The organism is Staphylococcus sp. GDY8P57P (assembly GCF_017892585.1).
In the GTDB taxonomy this organism is placed as follows: Bacteria; Bacillota; Bacilli; order Staphylococcales; family Staphylococcaceae; genus Staphylococcus; species Staphylococcus borealis.
In genome coordinates this window covers 37,292-58,622 of sequence record NZ_JAESLK010000006.1, presented here as the reverse complement: position 1 = coordinate 58,622, position 21,331 = coordinate 37,292, and the positions used below count along the sequence as shown (strand labels likewise).

The window sequence follows — 21,331 nt, the reverse complement described above, 5'->3', positions numbered from 1 at the left end:
CGTTTTATTGAGAAAGAAGTGTTACTATGCATTGGACAATTATCGGTGGTGGCATACAAGGTACAACGATTGCAATTCAACTTAGAGCTTTAGGATTATCTCAAGATGATTTAAGTATTATCGACCCTTATTCATCACTCTGTGAACAATTTAATGATTTTTCACATCGTATCAGTATGCCCTATTTACGCTCTCCTATTGTACATCATATTCATCCTAACCCATTTCATTTAAAGCAATTTGCTAAAATGCAACAATATACTCATGCTACATATGGTCAATATCAACGTCCACAAACTGATATGTTTATGCATCATGTTCATGAGCAAGTACATCACTATGATTTAAATGAAAGTCATATTCAAGGATACGTGAAATCTTTAGCAAGAAATGATGAACAATGGCAAATTCAATTAAATCATAACCAAGTTATTCATTCAGATTGTGTGATATTAGCAAATGGATGTACGCATCAACCTTATATTCCTGATATTTATCAACACGTTGATAATGCATGCCATATTTTTGATACGTCTTTTAATTCAAGTATGTATGAACACAGTTCGCACGTTGTTGGTAGTGGTATTTCTGCTGCACATTTAACTTTGAAACTAATCAATCAATCCCACGATAAAGTAGTTCATTTGTGGATGAATAAAGATATTGACATACAACATTTTGATGCTGATCCAGGTTGGCTTGGCCCTAAAAATATGAGTCGTTTTTTAAATATTGATTCTTCTATAGAACGAATGTCTATCATACAACAAGAACGACATAAAGGATCAATGCCGAGAGAACTCTATCTACGACTAAAAAAACATGTACAGTCTGGACGTCTTATCATTCATAAAGATACAATTGAATCAGTTGATCAACATCATATTCACACACAACATTCAACTGATCCCTATGATTTTATTTTATTAGCAACTGGTTTTAAATCTACACTATTACAGCAACCTATGATTCAATCATTAATTACAAATGAACATGCACCACTAACACGTTGTGGTTTTCCTTCCATTAGCCCTGAATTAGAATGGTTGCCACAGTTATTCGTATCTGGAGGTTTAGCTGATTTAGAGCTAGGGCCATTTGCTAGAAATATTATGGGTGGACGTGAAGCAGCTCAAAGAATTAAACAAGCCTATCAACGTTTATCAGATCAACATATCCAAAAACATGCATAATTTAATTAGACGTAAGTATTAACATACCAACACTAGGGATTGGGAAAATTTTTTAAATTCGTCGTCCCACCCCCAACAAAAACGCAGACGTAGAACAGAATTCATCATGAATTCATCGTCCTACGCCTGCGTTCTTTTCTTAGTCAAAAGCTTTTATAATGAAAGTATTTCAAACGATACTTAATTGAACTTAAGTAGAATATGTGCTTTTATTGCTTTAACGGTTTAATGCCAATCGTTCCTCTCATAATGCTAATCAGCTGTCCTTGTTCACTGTTTATTTCTACATTCCACACTTGAGTCGTACTTCCCTGATGGATAATTGTTGCTGTAGCAATCACACGACCCTCTTTAACTGAATGGATATGATTCGCATTCATTTCCAGCCCCAGCGGTATAAATGACTTAGTATCTACTAAATGAGCAGCACCTAATGAACACGCTGTTTCACCTAAAGCAATTGAGGCACCACCATGCAAGTAACCAAATGGTTGTTTAACTTTATCCGTCACTGGCATAGAAATAACTACACTACCTTCTGACACTTCTTCTATCTTCATTTCAAACGTTTCTAATAAGTTCGTCATTGTCTTATTTCACCTCATATACACTTATAATATCATAGCTGCAATCGTGCCAAATATCATTAAAGGTATATTATAGAACAAGAAGTTAGGTATACATGTATCACGTATGTGATCATGTTGTCCATCCACATCTAAACCAGCTGTTGGTCCTAGTGTAGAATCACTTGCTGGTGAACCTGAATCACCTAACGCACTTGCCGTACCAACTAAGGCGATTAAAGCCATCGTATTTAAACCTAGTGAAGCGCCGAGCGGAATAAATAAAGTGGCAATAATAGGAATCGTTGCGAATGATGATCCAATTCCTAAAGTTACAATTAAGCCAATGATATACATAATAATAATACTTATTAATTTATGACCACTAGAAATATCAGTCAAGCTTGATACTAATTTTTCGATATCACCAGTCGCATTCATTACACCAGCGAACCCATTCGCTGAAAGAATAACGACACCAATAAATGACATAATTTTAATCCCTTCAACAAATTGGCTGTCTAATTCTTTCCATTTATAAACTCCTGAAACAAAGAATACAAGAACACCCGCTAATGCGCCAAAAATCATTGAATCTGTAAATGTTTGTACTAAGAACGTAGCTAAGATAGCAACGATAGTAACGACGAGTACGTATGGTTTAATTTCTGTAGTCGCATTTTCATCTTCTACATACGTTTCAGTTTTATATTCACGTGGTTTACGATAATAAATCATACCTAAGATTAATCCAACGATATAACCAAGTGAAGGAATCAGCATAGCTTTCCAAATCATATTAAATTCGATAGGATGATGTGCTTTTTGGAAACCACTTTGAATGATTTGATGGAAAATTTGACCAAAGCCATAAGGCAATAATACATAAGGCCAACATAAACCAAATCCGATGACTAATCCAATAAGTCGTCTATCCATCTTCAAATCATTAAATAAACTTAACAATGGCGGAATAACAATTGGAATAAAAGCAATGTGAACTGGAATGAGGTTCTGACTCATTATACTCATCGCAAGCAATGCTACGATAATAATAACTTTTACTTTGATTCTTGAAAGTCTACTATTTTCAGAGTGAATTGCACGAATAATCTTAGTTACAAGATAATCTGTAATACCACTATAAGAGATTAATGCAGCAAACCCTCCAAGTAATGCATAACTTAATGCTACCTCAGAACCATCTACAATATTTTTACCAAATACGCTAATGACCTTTTCAATACTCATACCAGAAATGAGACCGCCTACGAGTGCACTAATAAATAAACTTATCACTACATTCAGTCTACATAAACATAGAATAATCATTAATAGCACAGCTATAACAACTGCATTTAACATAACAACACATCCTTTATCTCTCTACCGAACTAAAGTATTTTATATGTTTTTTATCTTACCAAGTAGTTAAGACGATGTCAATGTAAGATTACATTCAAATTTAATAAGATCATTGACATAAATAAAGAGTGGAAACGTGTATTAGTAATTGTTTCCACTCTTAAAGACTAAATCATTACTTCATATTTAACTTATCTTAGCCAATTCAATACAGTTGTTATCATACTGCCAGTTGGACCTTTTGGACCTTTATAACTGGCCTTAGTCGTTGTTGCCGGACCAGCTATGTCAAAATGAATATGGGGTGTAGCACCACTAAAATGTGTAATAAAAGTCGCTGCAAAGAGTGCTTTCCCGTGTCCATTTGTATGATTAACTAAATCTGCAACATCTGATTGACGTATTAGTCGCTGCTCAGTTTGTGTCATTGGTAATTCAAATGCATATTCATCCATTGCTTTAGCACTAAGACGTATAGCCTCAAATTCTTTATCGGCATTAGAACTAAAAATAGCTGCCTTATCTTCACCTAATGCTGCAACCGCTGCACCTGTAAGTGTGGCAAAGTCTAAAATGAGTTTCGGTTGAAATTGGTTAGCATAAAATACTGCATCTCCCAATACCAATCGTCCTTCCGCATCACTATTTAACATTTCAACGGTTTCACCACTTAATGCCGTTAATACATCATCCGGTTTCATTGCTTGATTACTAATCATATTTTCAGCGGAAGCGATAACCCCTACAATATTGATAGGAAGTTGTAAACGTGATGCAGCATCAATCATACCAACTACATTTGCTGCGCCACACATATCAAATTTCATGGTTTGCATGCCTATCTTAGATTTAATGCTATAACCACCTGAATCATATGTAATGCCTTTACCTACCAAAGCAATCGGTGCATCATTACTATCCCCACCATTGTAAGTCATCGTTATGACAACTGGAGGATGCTCAGAACCTTTACCTACCGCGTGAATAAGTCCAAATCCTTCATCTAATAGTTGGTTACCATCTTTTATATCAACAGCTACTGATGATTGCGCAAAGTGTTGCGTAATTTGTTCAGCAAAGTAATTAGGCGTTAATATATTTGGCGGCATCTGGCTAAAGTCGCGTGCTAGGTTAATAGACTGACCGATTGTCTTACCATTAATGATATATTGATTCAAATCTTCAGTGGCAGACGTAATATTTAAATCTAATTGATACGGTGCAGTCTTATCAGATTTATAATGATCAAAACTATAAATCGACTGTTCACTTTGAAGTCCCATAACCTCTGCAACTTTACTTTGTTCCACTTGTTTTGAAATCAATGTATCGAATAGCACATCTGCTTCAGTTACTTGTTCTTCTTTTAAAAATTGAAATAAATGGCCAAATACTTTTAATAATGCAGCATAATCAAGCGATTTTAAATTTCCTAATCCAACTGTAATAAGTCGTTTAGATGTATCTGCTAATGGTAATAAAGTTGAAGATACTTTACCTAATTTGCTGCTAACCAAATGATGATGGCGATATGTATCTATTTGATGGGTCAAATCTTGATTGTTGTAATGGATAGTACCGAGTTGATTGATGTGGTCAGGTAAACCTAGAATTAACACTTCTGATTGTAAAGATGCATTGTTACATATTTGGAAATTAACCATAACCTCTCACTCCTAATTGAATGTAATATAAAAAGAGGGCGTGGGACAGAATTCTTTATAAATTCGTCGTCCCACCCCCGCAAGGATGACTAGATTAAAGTAATAACTTAGAATTTACCTTTTTTAAATGCTAAGCCTACGCCACCAATTTTGAATACTGCACGTGTATCGATAACTTTTTTCATGAATGCAGCTTTTTTACCAGTAATATCTCTACCGTAAACAATACCTACACCGTCATGAGAACCTAATGAACATACAGTACCACGGTCAACATATTCGAAGTCTGTTGGTGCTTGACCGTTTAAGATATTTTTAATGCTTTTAGCAACGTGTTCACCTTGTTGCATAGCAATTTGTGCTGTAGTTGGTAATGGACGTTCTTCACCAGCTGGGATGAATGCTGAAACATCACCAATAACGAAGATATCATCATGACCTTCAATTGTTAAATCTTGTTTAGTCACGATACGACCACGTTTAACGCCTTCGAATGATTCTTCCATTAATTTACTACCGCGAACACCCGCAGCCCAGATTGCTGTACCTGCTTCTAATTGTTGTTCTTGATCGTTAATTTTAACGACGAAACCTTTGTCGTTACATGCAACGATTGGTGTAGCAATTTTGAATTCAACACCACGGTCTTCTAAGTAGCTAACTGCATAATTAACTAATTCGTCAGAGAACATTGGTAACATTTTTGGTGCAGCTTCAACACAAGTTACTCTAACTTTGTTTTGATCAACACCATATTTATTACATAATTCAGGAATTCTTTCAGTTAATTCACCTAAGAATTCGATACCTGTAAAGCCTGCGCCACCAACTAAGATAGCTAAGTCTTTATCGTCTTTTTCTTTAGAAGCTGCGTAGTTAGCAAATTTATCTTCGATATGACGAGATAATTTACGTGCAGTTTCAACATTTTCGATTTGGAATGCATAGTCTTTCATACCATCAATGCCAAATGTTTCACTTTCGAAACCTAATGCTACTACTAAAATGTCGTAATCATAGATACCGTGATTAGTTTCTACTTTTTTAGCGTTACGATCGATTTTAGTTACTTCTGCATTGATAAATTTAACTTTATCTTCTTTAATTACACTTTCAATTGGGTAAATTAAATCTTCATAATTTAATGTACCAGCTGAAGCTTCGTGTAACCAAGTTGCTTCATAGTGATATTTATTTTTGTTAATTAATGTAATATCCGCTTCTTCAGCAGAAAGTTCTTTTTGTAATTTAGTTACTGTTTGTAAACCAGCATAACCTGCACCTAAAACAAGTACTTTTTTACAATCTTGTGCCATTTCATTCACCTAAGCTTTCATTATTATTTTCTTAAATGTAGAAAAAGGCTACAAACTTCAGAACATAACAAAGTTCAGACATAACAATATATTTTACTTTAATATATGTTTATCTGATTCTATCCAAAGACTTTGCACTTAACCTAACTGTTCATCCCCATTTATAGTCTTAGTCAACACTTTCATTTTCAGTTCGATTTTATGAACTTACGTTCACAAAAAAGACAAAGTTCAATCCATCTTCAATTTTATAGCTTTTATAGTTCATTTTCAAGCTACAACAAGACGAATATTAAAATAATCATATTATCCATACAATGACGTCTTCGAAAATCAATGATAGAGACAAATGATTCGAACTTATCCTAGCATTCTTCAGGGTTTCCAGCTACTTTAGCAGTTCTGAATGAACTACCACAGCCACATGAAGCGATGGCATTTGGATTATCAATTTGGAAGCCACCACCCATTAAAGATTGTTTAAAATCAATCGTTGTCCCATTTAATACAGGTACATCATATTTATCTACTAATACTTTCAAACCGTAGAATTCGAGTACTTCATCATTCTCGCCAGGTTGTTCTTCGGCTGACATACCATACGTAAGGCCTGTGCAACCACCACCGTTTACTTTAATCTTTAAATAGCCATCTTCCATGTCATTACTCTTCAACATATCTTTAACTTCATACGCTGCCGCTTCAGTTAATGTTACAGTTGGCATAAATTATTCCTCCTATAATAAGTTAGTAAAATCATTCTCTTCTATATGTTTATAAATATTGCTTAATAACTCATCTGGTGTATCACCTTCAACAGTATCACCATCTACTAATGCATACAACCCACATGAACATACGCCACAGTTGTTTAAACATCCATATTCTAATACATCCACATTGGGATCGTTATCAAGTTTATCGTAAACGTAGTCTCCGCCTTTTGCCATATTAGAAATGCAAAATTCGACTAATGGAAACATACTTCACCTTCTTCTTCATTTTTTAATTACATTATTATAACAAATCTTACTTAGAACTGCATTGTCCTGGCTCATCATTTTCCTACTATTTATAACGAATTTCTCCGACTAGAAATCATTAACTTCATTTTCCATATCATACATTTCATTGTAGTCATTTTGAAAAAAAGATATAATACACATATACATATATCGCACACTTTATTGTTAGGGGCAATAAATGTCGGCGATAAATAACTTTATTAATTTAAAGTTTTCAAATTAAAGTATCGTTCATTTACAAAAGTTTGCTTAATTCAAAGGGTATAAGTCAAAATTTATTTCGGAATAACAAATTTTTTATAAAGGGGTATAACAAATGAAAAATTTAGTGTTACTTGGTGGCGGCTATGGTAATATGCGTATCATGTCGCGTATTCTACCAGATGCATTACCAGAAAATTATACTTTAACATTAATTGACCGTATGCCATTTCATGGTTTGAAACCAGAATTTTATGCTTTAGCAGCGGGTACTAAGTCTGATAATGATGTGCGCATGAATTTTCCTGATTCAGAACGCATTAATACGATTTATGGCGAAATTAATGATATTGATTTAGATGCTCAAATCGTATCTGTTGGTCATACGAAGGTGGATTATGATGAATTAGTTATTGGCTTAGGTTGCGAAGATAAATATCATAATGTGCCTGGTGCTGACGCCTATACGCACAGCATTCAAACACTTTCTAAAGCTCGCGAGACATTCCACAGTATTAGTGAATTACCTAGTGGAGCGCGTGTAGGCATTGTTGGCGCTGGATTAAGTGGTATCGAACTAGCAAGTGAGCTGCGTGAAAGTCGTGAAGATTTAGAAGTTATCCTTTATGATCGTGGTGAACGCATTTTAAGAAATTTCCCTGAAAAATTAAGTAACTATATTGCCAAATGGTTCCGCGAAAACAATGTGAAAGTCGTTCCAAATTCTTTAATTGATAAAGTAGAACCAGGTAAAATTTATAATAGTGGATCACCAGAAAATGTTGATTTGGTTGTCTGGACTGCGGGTATTCAACCTGTTGAAGTTGTAAGACACTTACCTATCGATATCAATCGAAGCGGACGTGTCATTATTAATCAATATCATCAAGTCCCAACGTATCGAAATGTATTTATCGTTGGTGATTGTGCTGATTTACCGCATGCACCAAGTGCTCAATTAGCTGAAGTACAAGGTGATCAAATCGCTGATGTACTCAAGAAACAATGGAATAATGAACCACTACCAGATAAAATGCCCGAATTAAAAGTTCAAGGTTTCCTTGGTTCTCTTGGTGAAAAGAAAGGATTTGCCTATATTATGGACCGTACAGTTACCGGACGTCTTGCGCATATACTTAAATCTGGTGTTTTATGGCTATATAAATATCATAACGGTTAAGATGAAACACGGGATTAGGCCTGAGCATGCTCAGACTTAATCCCGTGTTCTATTTTACTATTATAGAGATTGATATTAATTTGCAAAATGTTTATCGACAAAGTTGGTAATTTGCTTCGTTTGAATATATCCATCTGCTACATACTCATCATTCATTGTAATTAATGGATAGAACAACTCATCTTCCTCAAGTTGTTCAATATAGTGTTGGTCGTGATCACTTAAATTTTCTGTTTGTTTTTGAAAATCAATATATGTGTATTCAAATTGAATGTCTGGATACTTTCTTTCTAATAAAGGCTTAATCCACTCAAATGTATTCAATGATGTTGGCGCATTGACACAACTCGCACACACAACATCTGCGCCGTAAACTACCACGCTAACTTTAGTCATACTCAAATCCCCCGTTTTGTTTTATAGATTTTTCTTTCTTTATCTATTATAATAAATAAATAATGAATTTATGAAGTAATTTACTTGAAAGGAGACATATCTCATGCCTACTGAGAATGCAACAATGTTTGATCAAGTAGCTGAAGTCATTGAGCGTTTACGTCCTTTTTTATTACGTGACGGCGGAGACTGTACGTTAGTAGATGTTGAAGATGGCATCGTGAAATTACAATTACACGGAGCTTGCGGTACGTGTCCAAGCTCAACAATCACATTAAAAGCCGGTATTGAACGTGCATTACACGAAGAAGTTCCAGGCGTTATCGAAGTTGAACAAGTATTCTAAACGTCTCATATATCGTTTATATATACAATAAAGCACCAATGAGCAGCGTTTTCACACGCTAATCATTGGTGCTTTTATTTATTAGTTATGGTCATGATGTTTTTCTTGATCTTTATTATCATCATTCATATGTTGAACGATGTGTTGGTTCATATGCGCCCAACCTTTCCAACCTACGTGAACGACATCACTAAGTACATATTTTTCATAGTCTTTATCTGACATGTCATACACTTTACCACCATGTGCTTCAACAGTTTGGTGTATTTTCTTATAGACAGGTTCTCTTGTGGCGCGTTTAATACCTAAATGATCATACCATTTACCATTTACCGGTAAAATGACATATTGTACGTCTGCACCTGCTTGATGCATCGTATCTACTAATAATGATAAATCATTAAATTCTGGAGAGTTCATTTTAAACTCATATTGACGATGATTCATCGGCTTTTGGTGCATCAATTGTTTCCAATATTCATTGCGGATGCCATAGTTATTAGATGATGAGCGTTTCTCACCTAAAGCTATAGCTTTATCTTGCATTTCTTTCCATGACGCATTTGGTTCAGTTATCGTTTTCACGTGTGATAAAGGTGATTTATCAAATGAGAAGTATGTTTTAATTGCTTCAATCTTAAGTAATTGATTCTCTTTAAAGCGTGAAACATAATGACCATCTACCTCGCCATGATTGTTAGCAACATCTTTCAAGAATGCTTTATTTGACGCACTTTTAAATTGTAATAAGCGTTTGGCATATCTTTCCTTTAATTCTGAAGGCATATCTTTTTGTTGAAATAACTGATTAATTTGGGTAGGTGTTGTTCGTGCTGCAAAATCACGATTATTCACACCATGCGTACTAAACCATTGTGGCGAAATAATAAACGTCATCTTTTTCCCTTTAAGTTGATCATATTGACCAGCTAATTCAATTGCATTAATTAAATCGGTATTACCACCCGTACCCACTAAAAAGATTGGCTTAGTGTCTTTTCTATTGTGTAATGCAAGTGCAGGGTTAAATGGATCTAACTTATTCAATTCACTAGACCCATAGATAGGATAATAATTGTCATTACTAAATAGTTTATTTTGAATGAGCGTACCTTTAAGAACTTGATCTGTTAAAGATATTCTATTATCAGCGACAGCCTTGTTCGTGACTAATCCAGTAAACCAGCTAGCAGGCATTAACACAAAGGCTAGAAATAATATGCCGCTAATAATAATTGGTAAAAATGGTTTTAATTTCATCGTAATTCTTCTAATGCTTCAACAATTTTGTTAGGAGTTGCCCACTCATCACGATCGAAATCCATGATTGATACTTCAATGCCTAATCTATTTTGAATTTCAAGTAATAATCCTACTGTTTGGAATGAATCGATAATACCCTCTTCAAAGATTTCAACATCAGGGTTTTCTTTTACAACATCATTTTCTGCCACATCAGCTAATAAATCTAATACTTGTTCTTTAAATTCCATAATTTATGACTCCTTTTAAATTAATTTTCCTGAAAAGATTAAAAATCCAAATGCTACAAAATGGAATGTAATGATAATACTTAATGCTATAGTAAAACCATTTTGCCAACGTGGTGGATGTTTCTTTCTCCAACGTTCATAGTAACCATAACCGATAAACATCAGACCGTGATAAATACCATAAACGATATAGAATAACTCTAAACCATGCCACACACCCATGATAAAGAAGTTTAGGAAGAATGCGAAATTAGACATCGCAAATTGACTTTTGAATGTTTTCTTACGTGACATATAGAATAATGTACGCATATAGATACAATCTCTAAACCAGAATGATAATGACATATGCCATCTGTTCCAGAAATCTTTAATATTCTTCGCTTTGAAAGGCTGCTTAAAGTTAGGTGGTGTATTGATACCATATAAATAACTTACCGCTACAGCAAACAAACTATATCCTGCGAAATCAAAGAATAAATAAAAACTGTAAGCATACATATACAACCATTTATGCGTAAAACCATTCAAATCCATCAATAATGGATGAATTGCATAGACATTGATTAAATAAGCGAGTATATATTTGTATAAGAAACCAAGCATAATCATATGTATCGCTTTAGCAACCATTTCTCTATATTGTTCACCTGTAGGAACCTTTTTATCATCTTTGACGAAACGTTTATAGCGATCAATCGGTCCTGAAGACACTGTTGGGAAGAAGGAAATAAATTGGAACAACTTGCCCACTTTAATTTCTTTTATTGAGCCATCGCGTATTTCCATAATTAACTGAATACTTTTAAACGTTACATATGAAATACCTAGGAAACCTACAAATTCAATTAGTTTATGTTCATGGAAGTGAATTTGTTGACCACCTAACCATGAACTTTGTAATACTTTAACAATCGCTAATGGTAAAATGGATAAAATCATCACTATGACAAACTTACTAAATGTATTATTTTTCTGTCTCGATTTATAATATCCCATGATTAATAGCACTTGCCAAATGAGATAAATGATAAAACTAATAAGTTGAATACTTAAATATTTATTACCGAATAAATTATGTTTATCTGATGAAAAAATGACGACAATCATAATTGCAGTACTTATACCGTTATATATATAGCTTCGCTTACCTAAGAATCCGAGTATGATGACTGGTAAAAGTACTATAAATGCAACTAAGAAGAAGGTAAACGTACCATATGGAATCATGCGTTAATATCCTCTGCCACTTGTTTACGATCAAGCTTTCCGTTTGAAGTCAATGGTAATTGTTTCATCCAAACAAATTTTCTCGGAATCATATATTCAGGTAAGCGAGATTTGAGTTCGGATTTAATTTGTCTTGTCATTTCCAAATCATCTTTAACTTCTTCGGTTGGAACAACCGCACCGATTAAGTGTATAACCTTGTTATTTTTATACACTGGTACGACTACGGTTTCTCTTACGAATGCTGACTGTCTAAGTTGCGTTTCAATTTCTTCTAATTCCATGCGGTAACCGTTAAGTTTAATTTGGAAATCAATTCTTCCTTGAATGAACCATTGTCCGTCTTTTTCGATTGCTTTATCACCAGTATGATAAATGCGAAGGCCATCTTCAAAGTTGAATACCGCTTCTGTTTTTTCTTTATTATCTAAATAACCTAAACTAACACTATTACCTTTAATTACAAGTTCACCCTCATCTGTAGTAAATAAGGTTGTATTCGGTCTTGAAACACCAACTGGTAGCGGATTATACGTTTCAATTATTTCAGGCGTCAATTTAACACCTGTAACTGCAACTGTCGCTTCAGTAGGTCCATATGTGTTATAAACTACCGCACTTGGATATCTATCTAGTAAAGCTTTAGCAGTTCTATGCGGCAAGATTTCTCCACAGAAGAAGAAATGATTTAAACTTGGGTAACTTGCTTCATTAAGGTTAGGTAATAATAGGCACATTTCCATAAATGATGGTGTAGACACCCATGAATTTATTGGTGTATTAACTAACATGTCATTCAATAATTTAGGTTTGTTGATCATGTCCTTATCTACTAAATTTAATGTGCCACCAGAAGTTAAACAAGGATAGATTGCCATGACTGATAAGTCGAATGAAAATGGTGCTTGATTTAACCATTCTTGTGCACCTTCAGACTCGTTAAGTGATACCATCCATTCTGCAAACTCAATTAAACTTGCATATTCAATTTGAACCCCTTTAGGTTCGCCTGTTGAGCCAGATGTAAAGATTGTATATACCACGTCTGTTAATCCCATTTGACTATCAAATAGTGTTGGATTATCTGAGTCTTGGATACTTTGGATTGTCAGCTCTTGAATAACAGGCTGATTTAAGCGTGAATCTGTTGTGTTAAATATCATTTCAGGTTGAACCTTATTTATAATCATGTTTACACGTTCACTCGGTACGGATGTGTCAATGGGTACATATCCACACCCTGCTTTAATCGCACCTATCATACCCACTAACATATAAGGAGACATATGTCCGTATACGATTAATGGTTTCTGATTATCTTGTAATAGATGCGCTAATTTACTAGATTCATCCATTAATTGTTGATATGTTAATGTTTCATCTTTATGTCTAACTGCTACACGTTGAGGATGACGTTGACCGAAGTCATTTATTAAATTTATGATATCTGTCATAATTAGACTCCTTATTAAAATTCATTATAAATGAAATTATTATGTGTATCGCCGGAACCATAAATTAGGTACAGCGCAATAAATATAGCTAAATAGAGAAGCGTTACTAAATAGGGTTTAGCTTTCTCATAATATTGCATTATTTTATGATTATTCTCTTTCAATGCACTATTGCACCTCACTATCATGTCAATTATTGGAGCGGATTAATCGTTTTTCTCGCGAAGGATATTTGAAGCTCCGAAAAAGCAAATTCATTAAATATATTTTTTATATATTATACATTCATCTTATTATAATTAAAATTTGTTTTTATAGCAAATTAAATTTTGCACTTCAAGCCGTTGTGATAACGACACTGACATTCATATTTCCAAGTTCATAGAAGTAAGTGAGTCAGTATCCATATTAGCTACGCCTTGTAATGGCATGGATGAATTTAAATGACATTAATTATATTAGTACCAATTAACCTACTTAACAATTACATACGACATAACAAAACTGTTAGATAATATAAAAGAACTTCTATCGTTAAATAGTAAATCATTACCTTAACGTTAGAAGTTCTATATCGCTTTATTTATTTGTTACTGGTGTAAGTGGTGCTTCCCCTTTTAATATCGCAGCAATATTATCCACACATAATTGAATCATGTGATCTCTCGTTGCTACTGAAGCACTGCCAATATGCGGTAATATAATTGCATTAGGCATTTTCAGTAGTGGATGGTCAAGCTGAATAGGTTCTTCGCGTAAAACATCCAAGCCACAACCACCAATATCTTGATTGTTCAATGCATCAATTAATGCTTCCTCATCTACAATAGCGCCACGGCCAATGTTAATAAAGATCGCATCGTTTTTCATTTTTGAAAATGCATCTTTATTAAATTTATTTTCCGTTTCCGGCGTTAACGGTGCAGTACATATGACGAAATCACTTTCTGCTAATAACGTATCAAACGATACATAGGTTGCATTGAGTTGCGTTTCTGCATCTTCATGTCTAGAGCGATTATGATATAAGATATTTGCATTAAACCCTTGCAATCGACGTGCAAAGCTCTTTCCAATATCACCCATACCATAAATACCTATAGTCGATCCATGGACATCTTTGCCTGACAACAAATAAGGTCCCCAACTTTTCCATTCGCCATTTTGAATATAGCGTTCTGCTTCAACAATACGTCGCGCTACAGCTAACATTAATGTGAATCCTAATTCAGCTGTTGTTTCAGTAAGTACTTGTGGGGTATTAGTGATAACAATACCTTTTTGATTTGCTAACTCAACATCAATATTGTCAAAACCAACCGCCATATTTGCAATAATCTTCACGTTTTTCGCGTGTTCCAGACAGGTTGCATCTATCGTTTCACTCAATGTAATAAAGCATGCATCTACGTCTTCTATTTCCTTCAAAAATTGCGCTCTAGGCATAGGTTCAAATGCTTCTTCCCACATTTTAACGTCGCCGAGTTGTTCCAATTGTTCAATGAAACGATTTGGAATCTGACGTGTGACTAGAATTTTCACCATTGTCGTGCCACCCCTTTATCTATTTTTGGGCATTTTTTTCTAATTCTGCAATTGCTACATTTAAATCTTTAAATGAATATGTAGGTTGTTGATCTTTCTCTTGTAGTTCTTCATACGTCGTTACACCTGTTTGAACATGAATCGTATCTACACCGACATTAATCCCTGACATGATATCTGTATCGTACAAATCACCGACCATTGCTACATCAGATTTGTCCAATTGTAAAATATCTAATGCAATGTCCATAATGACTGGTTCAGGTTTACCAATAAATTGAGGGGCTTGACCCGTTGATACACTTACTACACTCGTAATTGCACCATTACCTGGTAAGAAACCACGTTCTTTAGGAATAGATACATCTGGATTTGTTGAAATAAAACGCGCACCCTTACGTACTGCAAGCGTTGCAACGGCTAACTTCTCATAAGTGACATTTTCATCTAAACCTATCGCAACATAATCTACGTTTTCATCATCTTTTACAGTTAATCCAGCTTCAGTTAATGCTGTGCGTAAGCCATTACCACCTAACATATATACTGTAGCATCACTTTTCTCACCGGCAATAAAATTGGCTGTTGCTAACGCAGATGTGACAACCTCTTCAGGTTTCGCATCAATCTTCATCTCTTTTAATTTTTGCGTTACCTCTTCAGGTGTCTTTGTAGAATTGTTTGTAACATATAAATGTGGAATTTGATGATTGTTTAAGTAATCGATAAATTGTGCTGCACCATCAATTTCGTCTGTACCTAAATACATCGTTCCATCTAAATCGATTAAATAACCTTTATAATTCTTCATTAGCTGTTGTCTCCTTTTCCAAAAGCAGTAACCGGCACATTCTCTTTCTCAAGGAATTGCGTTACCTCTTGAATAAACTGTTCATAATACGGCAAAGCATGATCAAATAACGGTTGAATCTTAGTATCAACTAATTCCGTGTAATTGTGTGCGAACTGCTTTCTAACATCAATCGTTTCATTTACACGTTGCTGTGTAGATTTCGAAATAACGCCTTCAAGTTCAAGAATATCAATGACATCTTTATAATTTCCAGGATCTCTCAAGATAAAACCATCAATAATCATATTCCCTATATCCACAGATGATTCAATTAACATTTGCGCGATACGTTCAAATGCATAATGATTTTCTTTATTTGCTTCATAATCTTTAATTAATTGATTTAAGTAAGTTAATTTTAAAGTAAGTTGATCTTTATCTACAAAATACATATCCTTCACCTCTTAATATGTCTATCATATCACAGTTTTGCATCGGTCTTCATTTGTCGTTATACTAAATTAAAATACAAAGATAAAAGGAGTTCTACTCTAATGATAGATATGTACTTATATGACGATGAAGAACAAAGCCAAGTGCAATTTGTAGGCTTTGTAGGTGAACACAGTCGATATGATTTAATGCTTGTTCAAACAGACCGTCATTATGGTAAGACGCTTGTACTAAATATGCAAACAAATAAATTTGGTATCATCGGTACAGATGATATTGAAGAAGAAGGCTACATCGCGCATATTCTAGGTGTAAGCCAAGAAGAAAGTGATGAAATTATTGAATATCTGAATCAAGTTATTCAATAATTTCAATTTAAATAAGCTGTGAAAAAATCTTTTATCATGATTTTTTCACAGCTTATTTGATTATTTCTATTGTTCATCATCATGGTGTTTAACTTCTTGAATCGTAGGTTTAATTTTGACGTCATGCAACTTATCTTCTGTATCCGACAAAATGACTTCATCTTTTTCATGTTCTAATTGTTGCACTTCTTTATTAGATAAATGACGCAATACAAAATAAGGACAACCAAAATTACAATATTCTAATATATAATCTTGAATACTTGAAAAACGTTTAGATATTTCAGCTTTCTTATTGGTATCTTTGTAAAAGCCTTTTAAACGTAACTGGTCATATCCAAAATCTCCTACGACAAAATCATATTTATCTAATATATCTGAATATCTCGATGCAACTAATTCTTCATCAAAACACGATCTATAATCTTCAATGATTTCAAAATATTGTTGACCTATCTTAATCATAATTTGTCACCTTTAACTCTTATAATAAAAACTTAGATTACACAATTCAGTAAAAAGTGTGCAACCTAAGTCTCTAAAAACTTAATCTAAACTATTCACGTGTTTAAATTAATTTTGTTGTAATTTTTCTTCACCTAGACGGTGTTTTTCTTTAGCCGCTTCATTTACTTGTTCATCGGCATGATAAGAACTACGTACCATAGGGCCAGCTTCACAGTGTTTGAATCCTTTGTCCATAGCTACTTTTCTTAATTTACCAAATTCTAATGGCGTATAATATTTTTCAACTTTTAAATGCTTACGTGATGGTTGTAAATATTGACCAATTGTTAGTATGTCTACATCATTTGCACGAAGATCATCCATTGTTTCGTAGATTTCTTCTATCGTTTCACCTAAGCCAACCATTAAACTTGATTTAGTAGGAATATCTGGTTGTAATTCTTTAGAGCGACGTAAGAATTCTAATGTTCGTTCATATGTAGCACGTGCACGAACTCTTGGTGTTAAACGACGTACTGTTTCGATGTTGTGGTTTAAGATATCTGGTTTAGAAGCCATTAAAGTTTCTAGTGCTTCATAGTCACCACCCATATCTGATGGTAAGATTTCGATTGTAGTGAATGGATTACGCTCACGTACTTTACGTACCGTTTCAGCATAAACGTTTGAACCTGCATCTCTTAGGTCATCACGTGCAACAGCAGTGATAACAACGTGTTTCAAGTTCATTAATTCAACTGATTCTGCAACACGTTCTGGTTCATTTAAATCTAATTCATTAGGTAAGCCTGTCTTAACAGCACAGAAACGACATGCTCTTGTACATACCGCACCTAAAATCATAAATGTAGCCGTACGTCTAGCTCCCCAACATTCATGTATATTTGGACACTTTGCTTCTTCGCAAACAGTGTGTAAGTTTTTTTCACGCATCATTTTCTTGAGGCCAATATAGTTTTCGTTCGTGTTAAGCTTAATTTTCAACCAATCTGGTTTACGTAAGATTTCTTCATTTTTAGTAGCCATAACCACGTATACCCTCCTGTATAATCTATCTTTTCCTATTATAACGAACTTTACATTAAATTAAAACGTAATAAGCTATAAATTTCGTGATTCACACAATTTCTATTTAATGAACAAATATATCTTGCACTATTTTATTATAATCTTAATAACTTATCCTTGAAAATATCTCTAAGGAATTGAGGCATTAAATAATCAATTGATTTACCTTTTAATATTGGGAAATATCGACCAAAGGTATACATATCAACTGTTCCTAGCGTATATGTCTTATCATCAATCACTTCTTCACCATTAACAAAAAAGCGATTGTCTGACTGAATATAGCCGCAATTATATAATATATACCCACCAAAAATATCGCCTCTAAAGCCTAAGCCCTGCGCATGTTCATGCATATATTCTTGCTTTTGGCTTTTGATAATGACTTTTTTAAGTTCAGCACCTGTTAGACGTACACGCACTAAATTAATCGGATGTGGCAACATTTTATGAATGTCGTATTCTGTTAGTCGATCTGCTTCAACGCCTTTTACGATAAGCCCTGCATTAATAATTGTACAATCTGTATTCGTGAATTCGAATACACTTTCTGCTAATAAATACGTTGTTTTAGTAATCACATCGGTTTGACTACTTAAATTGATAGGATGATCAATCACTGGCTCACTCATAAGCGCTTTCCCTTCAGACTCATAATCCGTATCAACTAAAGGCAACGTTTCAACTGGATAAATCATGGCTTCTTTATTAACAACCTTTTTATTTTCAATAGTTAAATTAACTTCACCTAAGTAATATCCATATTTTCCGGCAGCAGCCATGAGTACACCATTGTTCATTTCACCATTATCAAAATGATGATGTGTGTGACTACCTAAAATGACATCAATTTCTGGAATCTCTTGGCATAACTTTTCATCAAAAAAGATACCAACATGACTCATCACAATAAGTACATCGTAATTACCTTGTTGATTGGCAATTTCATCTTTAATCGCTTCTAACGGATCTGTAACAATCCAATCAAGTGCGCGATAAAATGGCGTAAACGCTGCTGTAGCCGCCACGAATAAAATACGAACACCTTCAATGTCTTTAATACATGAAGCAGCAATATGTTGTGGTAATTGACCTTCTTCATCAATAACATTGGTGCAAATCACGTCAAACGTCGCATTGTTATATAACTGATTTAACGCTTCATGTGAAATCGTCATTCCTTCATTATTACCAATTGTCGCAATATCGCAATGTGCCTCGTTAAGCAACTCGACATTCTTACGCCCTATCGTTGCTTGAGTCACCGGTGCAGATAAATCTACATGGTCGCCTATATCTAAATAGAGTGAGGGATGTTGAAGTTGAGGTCTATGTTCTGCCATATAAGATGTAATACGTGCATATTCGTTTAAATGACTATGAATATCGTTCGTGTGAAAAATGGTTAACTTCACTTAAATTCCCCCTATTTTTATTTAAAGAAAAGATTTAATAATTAAGTACACACCCATTATCAACATCACCGTACGCAAAAGTGTGACAACCGTTTCAGATTTAATTGAGTGATTGACACGCACACCAATTTGAGCACCAATGTAACTTGAAATAATGAGGACGATAGAATAAGACCACGCAACATGACCTTGTATGATATGCCCTATGGAACTCATTACACTTGAAAAGAAGATCATCATCATACTCGTACCTACTGCAACATGAGGTGGAAATCTAAAGACGATTAACATGAGTGGCGTCATTAATGCGCCACCACCAATACCAAATAAACCAGTTAATATACCGATAAATAGCGTCGCAACAAATGCAAATAAAGGCGGTACACTGTAATGATACGTCTTGCCTTCAGAATCAATATACGTTTTACGATATTTCTCTTTATCAAAGATTTTAAACGGTTTGATTTTATGTCTTACCATTAAAATAATAGAGACAATAATCATGAAAATACCAAAATATAAATTGAATGATTCTAAAGTAAGGTATCTACTTAAAAATGACCCAAGCAAGGAACCTGGTAGTAAACCAAATAAAAAAATAGAGCCATTCTTGATATCCACTTGCTTCGTCTTTAAATAGCCTAGTGATGAAGATAAACCTGTGACGATTAAAATCACAGATGATGTTCCTATTGCTATTTGCGGAGTTATACCATGTAATACATCGTGCGTCACGCCTAAATAAACCAGTGTAGGAACAATGATAATACCTCCACCAATGCCTACTAATGACCCTAAAATGGCAGAGAAAAGACCGATAAGCACTAATAAAATAATTGTCACTAACATTATATTTCGCCTCTTAGAATAATTTTAATTGTTGGGGAGCTAAACCTGTGTATTCAATGTCTAAAATGTCTTGATATGTTTTAGCATTTTGAGCAGCATGGCCACCCGAATTATTATTGAATACGACATAAACTTTTTTGGCTTTTTGTTCTAAAATCCTAACTTTATTAGCTAAATCGGTAAGCTCTTCCTTATTGTAATTATATAAATATCGCACATCACGCCACTCTTGATCTGTCATATCTTTTTTAGTCCATCCTTGTCTGTTCCTTCCATGATAACGGACGAACGCTGTTTCAGTAGTAATACGGTTAACGAGTGGTACGGATCCTTCTCTTACTTGTGGTTCATCAACAACTGAATGGATTATATGGTGTTCCATTAAAAATGAGAGCGTTTGCTCTTTAAATTGTTCGTTAAACCATGATTGATGACGAAATTCAACACAAAGCGGTATATCAGATAATTGCTGACGAACGTATAAGATATACTTGATGTTCTGTGCCGTACAATCAAACCAAGGTGGAAATTGAACTAATACCATAGCTAATTTATGATGGTCAATGAGTGGTTGTAACATACGCTTAAATTGCGCAAATAATTCACTTCTTGTTTCTGCATAATCTTTATAATCTGCATGCAATGTGAGCGCTTGATGAATTTTCACAACAAATTCAAAGCGATCAGGTGTTTCTTTAATCCATTTCATGATATTTCGTTCAGGTTGGATGGCATAATATGATGCATCAAGTTCAACAATAGGAAAGTGACTTGCATACGTTTGTAACTTGTCCGACTGTCGTTCCAAATCTTCATATAACGTATCATGATCGCCCCATCCAGTAAGACCTATATTAATCATTTTTATCACCAGGTATATGATACCATATTCAATTTTAAGATATCACTTGTTCTATCCCATCTTTACATTATCTTATTATTT

Annotated in this window: 24 protein-coding genes; 4 read left to right on the top strand and 20 right to left on the bottom strand. The window is 34.2% G+C overall.

Annotation, left to right across the window (positions count from 1 at the left end):
* The first annotated feature begins 26 nt into the window (after positions 1 to 26).
* Positions 27 to 1,193, top strand: a complete 1,167-nt coding sequence (locus tag KA878_RS02730; protein WP_193839581.1) for an NAD(P)-binding domain-containing protein — start codon at positions 27 to 29, stop codon at positions 1,191 to 1,193.
* A gap of 209 nt (positions 1,194 to 1,402) precedes the next feature.
* Here KA878_RS02730 and KA878_RS02725 read toward each other — a convergent pair whose 3' ends face one another.
* The 6 genes from KA878_RS02725 to KA878_RS02700 all read right to left on the bottom strand — a co-directional run bounded on the left by KA878_RS02725 (position 1,403) and on the right by KA878_RS02700 (position 7,087).
* The gene (locus KA878_RS02725; RefSeq protein ID WP_075108682.1) at positions 1,403 to 1,780 is read right to left on the bottom strand and encodes a PaaI family thioesterase; all 378 of its coding nucleotides are present in this window, start codon (positions 1,778 to 1,780) and stop codon (positions 1,403 to 1,405) included.
* A 24-nt stretch (positions 1,781 to 1,804) separates the two neighbouring features.
* Positions 1,805 to 3,124 (bottom strand): Na+/H+ antiporter family protein, encoded by a 1,320-nt coding sequence (locus tag KA878_RS02720; protein WP_075108681.1) that lies wholly within the window; start codon positions 3,122 to 3,124, stop codon positions 1,805 to 1,807.
* A gap of 191 nt (positions 3,125 to 3,315) precedes the next feature.
* Positions 3,316 to 4,788: a leucyl aminopeptidase family protein gene (locus KA878_RS02715; protein ID WP_193839582.1), complete on the bottom strand. Its 1,473-nt coding sequence runs from the start codon at positions 4,786 to 4,788 to the stop codon at positions 3,316 to 3,318.
* Between the two features lie 107 nt (positions 4,789 to 4,895).
* Positions 4,896 to 6,104 (bottom strand): NAD(P)/FAD-dependent oxidoreductase, encoded by a 1,209-nt coding sequence (locus KA878_RS02710; protein WP_193839583.1) that lies wholly within the window; start codon positions 6,102 to 6,104, stop codon positions 4,896 to 4,898.
* 365 nt (positions 6,105 to 6,469) lie between these two features.
* Entirely contained in the window at positions 6,470 to 6,829 is a 360-nt protein-coding gene (locus KA878_RS02705) for a HesB/IscA family protein (RefSeq protein ID WP_053029805.1), read from the bottom strand.
* Between the two features lie 12 nt (positions 6,830 to 6,841).
* Positions 6,842 to 7,087: a YuzB family protein gene (locus KA878_RS02700; RefSeq protein WP_053029806.1), complete on the bottom strand. Its 246-nt coding sequence runs from the start codon at positions 7,085 to 7,087 to the stop codon at positions 6,842 to 6,844.
* 358 nt (positions 7,088 to 7,445) lie between these two features.
* On the opposite strand from KA878_RS02700, the gene KA878_RS02695 reads away from it, so the two are divergent.
* Positions 7,446 to 8,510, top strand: coding sequence for an NAD(P)/FAD-dependent oxidoreductase (locus tag KA878_RS02695; protein ID WP_070855123.1), 1,065 nt, complete (start codon positions 7,446 to 7,448; stop codon positions 8,508 to 8,510).
* A gap of 75 nt (positions 8,511 to 8,585) precedes the next feature.
* Here the strand turns inward: KA878_RS02695 and KA878_RS02690 are convergent, their stop codons facing one another.
* Entirely contained in the window at positions 8,586 to 8,906 is a 321-nt protein-coding gene (locus KA878_RS02690) for a YuzD family protein (RefSeq protein ID WP_053029810.1), read from the bottom strand.
* A gap of 103 nt (positions 8,907 to 9,009) precedes the next feature.
* On the opposite strand from KA878_RS02690, the gene KA878_RS02685 reads away from it, so the two are divergent.
* Positions 9,010 to 9,252, top strand: coding sequence for a NifU family protein (locus KA878_RS02685; protein WP_002433501.1), 243 nt, complete (start codon positions 9,010 to 9,012; stop codon positions 9,250 to 9,252).
* 81 nt (positions 9,253 to 9,333) lie between these two features.
* Here the strand turns inward: KA878_RS02685 and dltD are convergent, their stop codons facing one another.
* The 8 genes from dltD to KA878_RS02645 all read right to left on the bottom strand — a co-directional run bounded on the left by dltD (position 9,334) and on the right by KA878_RS02645 (position 16,219).
* Entirely contained in the window at positions 9,334 to 10,512 is a 1,179-nt protein-coding gene (dltD, locus tag KA878_RS02680) for a D-alanyl-lipoteichoic acid biosynthesis protein DltD (protein ID WP_193839584.1), read from the bottom strand.
* Positions 10,509 to 10,745, bottom strand: a complete 237-nt coding sequence (dltC, locus tag KA878_RS02675; RefSeq protein WP_011276285.1) for a D-alanine--poly(phosphoribitol) ligase subunit 2 — start codon at positions 10,743 to 10,745, stop codon at positions 10,509 to 10,511. The genes dltD and dltC overlap by 4 nt, the downstream gene beginning before the upstream one ends.
* A gap of 15 nt (positions 10,746 to 10,760) precedes the next feature.
* The gene (gene dltB / locus KA878_RS02670) at positions 10,761 to 11,975 is read right to left on the bottom strand and encodes a D-alanyl-lipoteichoic acid biosynthesis protein DltB (RefSeq protein ID WP_193839585.1); all 1,215 of its coding nucleotides are present in this window, start codon (positions 11,973 to 11,975) and stop codon (positions 10,761 to 10,763) included.
* Entirely contained in the window at positions 11,972 to 13,429 is a 1,458-nt protein-coding gene (dltA, locus tag KA878_RS02665) for a D-alanine--poly(phosphoribitol) ligase subunit DltA (protein ID WP_193839586.1), read from the bottom strand. Before dltA ends, dltB begins: the two co-directional genes overlap by 4 nt.
* A 14-nt stretch (positions 13,430 to 13,443) precedes the next feature.
* The gene (locus tag KA878_RS02660; protein WP_107630223.1) at positions 13,444 to 13,569 is read right to left on the bottom strand and encodes a teichoic acid D-Ala incorporation-associated protein DltX; all 126 of its coding nucleotides are present in this window, start codon (positions 13,567 to 13,569) and stop codon (positions 13,444 to 13,446) included.
* A 439-nt stretch (positions 13,570 to 14,008) separates the two neighbouring features.
* Positions 14,009 to 14,974, bottom strand: coding sequence for a 2-hydroxyacid dehydrogenase (locus KA878_RS02655; RefSeq protein WP_193839587.1), 966 nt, complete (start codon positions 14,972 to 14,974; stop codon positions 14,009 to 14,011).
* Positions 14,975 to 14,993: 19 nt separating this feature from the next.
* Entirely contained in the window at positions 14,994 to 15,785 is a 792-nt protein-coding gene (locus tag KA878_RS02650) for a TIGR01457 family HAD-type hydrolase (protein ID WP_053029820.1), read from the bottom strand.
* Entirely contained in the window at positions 15,785 to 16,219 is a 435-nt protein-coding gene (locus KA878_RS02645) for a DUF86 domain-containing protein (protein WP_193839588.1), read from the bottom strand. Before KA878_RS02645 ends, KA878_RS02650 begins: the two co-directional genes overlap by 1 nt.
* A gap of 102 nt (positions 16,220 to 16,321) precedes the next feature.
* Between KA878_RS02645 and KA878_RS02640 the strand changes: the two genes are divergently transcribed.
* On the top strand, positions 16,322 to 16,588 hold the full coding sequence (locus KA878_RS02640; protein WP_037548938.1) for a DUF3055 domain-containing protein: 267 nt from the start codon (positions 16,322 to 16,324) through the stop codon (positions 16,586 to 16,588).
* Between the two features lie 66 nt (positions 16,589 to 16,654).
* On the opposite strand, the gene KA878_RS02635 is transcribed toward KA878_RS02640, so the two are convergent.
* The 5 genes from KA878_RS02635 to KA878_RS02615 all read right to left on the bottom strand — a co-directional run bounded on the left by KA878_RS02635 (position 16,655) and on the right by KA878_RS02615 (position 21,250).
* Positions 16,655 to 17,053 (bottom strand): YutD family protein, encoded by a 399-nt coding sequence (locus KA878_RS02635; protein ID WP_193839589.1) that lies wholly within the window; start codon positions 17,051 to 17,053, stop codon positions 16,655 to 16,657.
* Positions 17,054 to 17,161: 108 nt separating this feature from the next.
* Positions 17,162 to 18,082, bottom strand: coding sequence for a lipoyl synthase (gene lipA, locus KA878_RS02630; RefSeq protein WP_029376689.1), 921 nt, complete (start codon positions 18,080 to 18,082; stop codon positions 17,162 to 17,164).
* A 137-nt stretch (positions 18,083 to 18,219) separates the two neighbouring features.
* On the bottom strand, positions 18,220 to 19,539 hold the full coding sequence (locus KA878_RS02625) for a bifunctional metallophosphatase/5'-nucleotidase (protein WP_193839590.1): 1,320 nt from the start codon (positions 19,537 to 19,539) through the stop codon (positions 18,220 to 18,222).
* Between the two features lie 21 nt (positions 19,540 to 19,560).
* On the bottom strand, positions 19,561 to 20,388 hold the full coding sequence (locus KA878_RS02620; protein ID WP_075108671.1) for a sulfite exporter TauE/SafE family protein: 828 nt from the start codon (positions 20,386 to 20,388) through the stop codon (positions 19,561 to 19,563).
* A 13-nt stretch (positions 20,389 to 20,401) separates the two neighbouring features.
* Complete coding sequence (locus KA878_RS02615) at positions 20,402 to 21,250, bottom strand: DUF72 domain-containing protein (RefSeq protein ID WP_193839591.1); 849 nt, start codon at positions 21,248 to 21,250, stop codon at positions 20,402 to 20,404.
* Between the last annotated feature and the right edge of the window lie 81 nt (positions 21,251 to 21,331).

What these genes read in the sequence shown, in the direction of transcription:
- KA878_RS02730 (WP_193839581.1), top strand. Translation starts at nt 27, where the DNA reads ATGCATTGGACAATTATCGGTGGTGGCATACAAGGTACAACGATTGCA.
- KA878_RS02725 (WP_075108682.1), bottom strand. Translation starts at nt 1,780, where the DNA reads ATGACGAACTTATTAGAAACGTTTGAAATGAAGATAGAAGAAGTGTCA.
- KA878_RS02720 (WP_075108681.1), bottom strand. Translation starts at nt 3,124, where the DNA reads ATGTTAAATGCAGTTGTTATAGCTGTGCTATTAATGATTATTCTATGT.
- KA878_RS02715 (WP_193839582.1), bottom strand. Translation starts at nt 4,788, where the DNA reads ATGGTTAATTTCCAAATATGTAACAATGCATCTTTACAATCAGAAGTG.
- KA878_RS02710 (WP_193839583.1), bottom strand. Translation starts at nt 6,104, where the DNA reads ATGGCACAAGATTGTAAAAAAGTACTTGTTTTAGGTGCAGGTTATGCT.
- KA878_RS02705 (WP_053029805.1), bottom strand. Translation starts at nt 6,829, where the DNA reads ATGCCAACTGTAACATTAACTGAAGCGGCAGCGTATGAAGTTAAAGAT.
- KA878_RS02700 (WP_053029806.1), bottom strand. Translation starts at nt 7,087, where the DNA reads ATGTTTCCATTAGTCGAATTTTGCATTTCTAATATGGCAAAAGGCGGA.
- KA878_RS02695 (WP_070855123.1), top strand. Translation starts at nt 7,446, where the DNA reads ATGAAAAATTTAGTGTTACTTGGTGGCGGCTATGGTAATATGCGTATC.
- KA878_RS02690 (WP_053029810.1), bottom strand. Translation starts at nt 8,906, where the DNA reads ATGACTAAAGTTAGCGTGGTAGTTTACGGCGCAGATGTTGTGTGTGCG.
- KA878_RS02685 (WP_002433501.1), top strand. Translation starts at nt 9,010, where the DNA reads ATGCCTACTGAGAATGCAACAATGTTTGATCAAGTAGCTGAAGTCATT.
- dltD (WP_193839584.1), bottom strand. Translation starts at nt 10,512, where the DNA reads ATGAAATTAAAACCATTTTTACCAATTATTATTAGCGGCATATTATTT.
- dltC (WP_011276285.1), bottom strand. Translation starts at nt 10,745, where the DNA reads ATGGAATTTAAAGAACAAGTATTAGATTTATTAGCTGATGTGGCAGAA.
- dltB (WP_193839585.1), bottom strand. Translation starts at nt 11,975, where the DNA reads ATGATTCCATATGGTACGTTTACCTTCTTCTTAGTTGCATTTATAGTA.
- dltA (WP_193839586.1), bottom strand. Translation starts at nt 13,429, where the DNA reads ATGACAGATATCATAAATTTAATAAATGACTTCGGTCAACGTCATCCT.
- KA878_RS02660 (WP_107630223.1), bottom strand. Translation starts at nt 13,569, where the DNA reads ATGCAATATTATGAGAAAGCTAAACCCTATTTAGTAACGCTTCTCTAT.
- KA878_RS02655 (WP_193839587.1), bottom strand. Translation starts at nt 14,974, where the DNA reads ATGGTGAAAATTCTAGTCACACGTCAGATTCCAAATCGTTTCATTGAA.
- KA878_RS02650 (WP_053029820.1), bottom strand. Translation starts at nt 15,785, where the DNA reads ATGAAGAATTATAAAGGTTATTTAATCGATTTAGATGGAACGATGTAT.
- KA878_RS02645 (WP_193839588.1), bottom strand. Translation starts at nt 16,219, where the DNA reads ATGTATTTTGTAGATAAAGATCAACTTACTTTAAAATTAACTTACTTA.
- KA878_RS02640 (WP_037548938.1), top strand. Translation starts at nt 16,322, where the DNA reads ATGATAGATATGTACTTATATGACGATGAAGAACAAAGCCAAGTGCAA.
- KA878_RS02635 (WP_193839589.1), bottom strand. Translation starts at nt 17,053, where the DNA reads ATGATTAAGATAGGTCAACAATATTTTGAAATCATTGAAGATTATAGA.
- lipA (WP_029376689.1), bottom strand. Translation starts at nt 18,082, where the DNA reads ATGGCTACTAAAAATGAAGAAATCTTACGTAAACCAGATTGGTTGAAA.
- KA878_RS02620 (WP_075108671.1), bottom strand. Translation starts at nt 20,388, where the DNA reads ATGTTAGTGACAATTATTTTATTAGTGCTTATCGGTCTTTTCTCTGCC.
- KA878_RS02615 (WP_193839591.1), bottom strand. Translation starts at nt 21,250, where the DNA reads ATGATTAATATAGGTCTTACTGGATGGGGCGATCATGATACGTTATAT.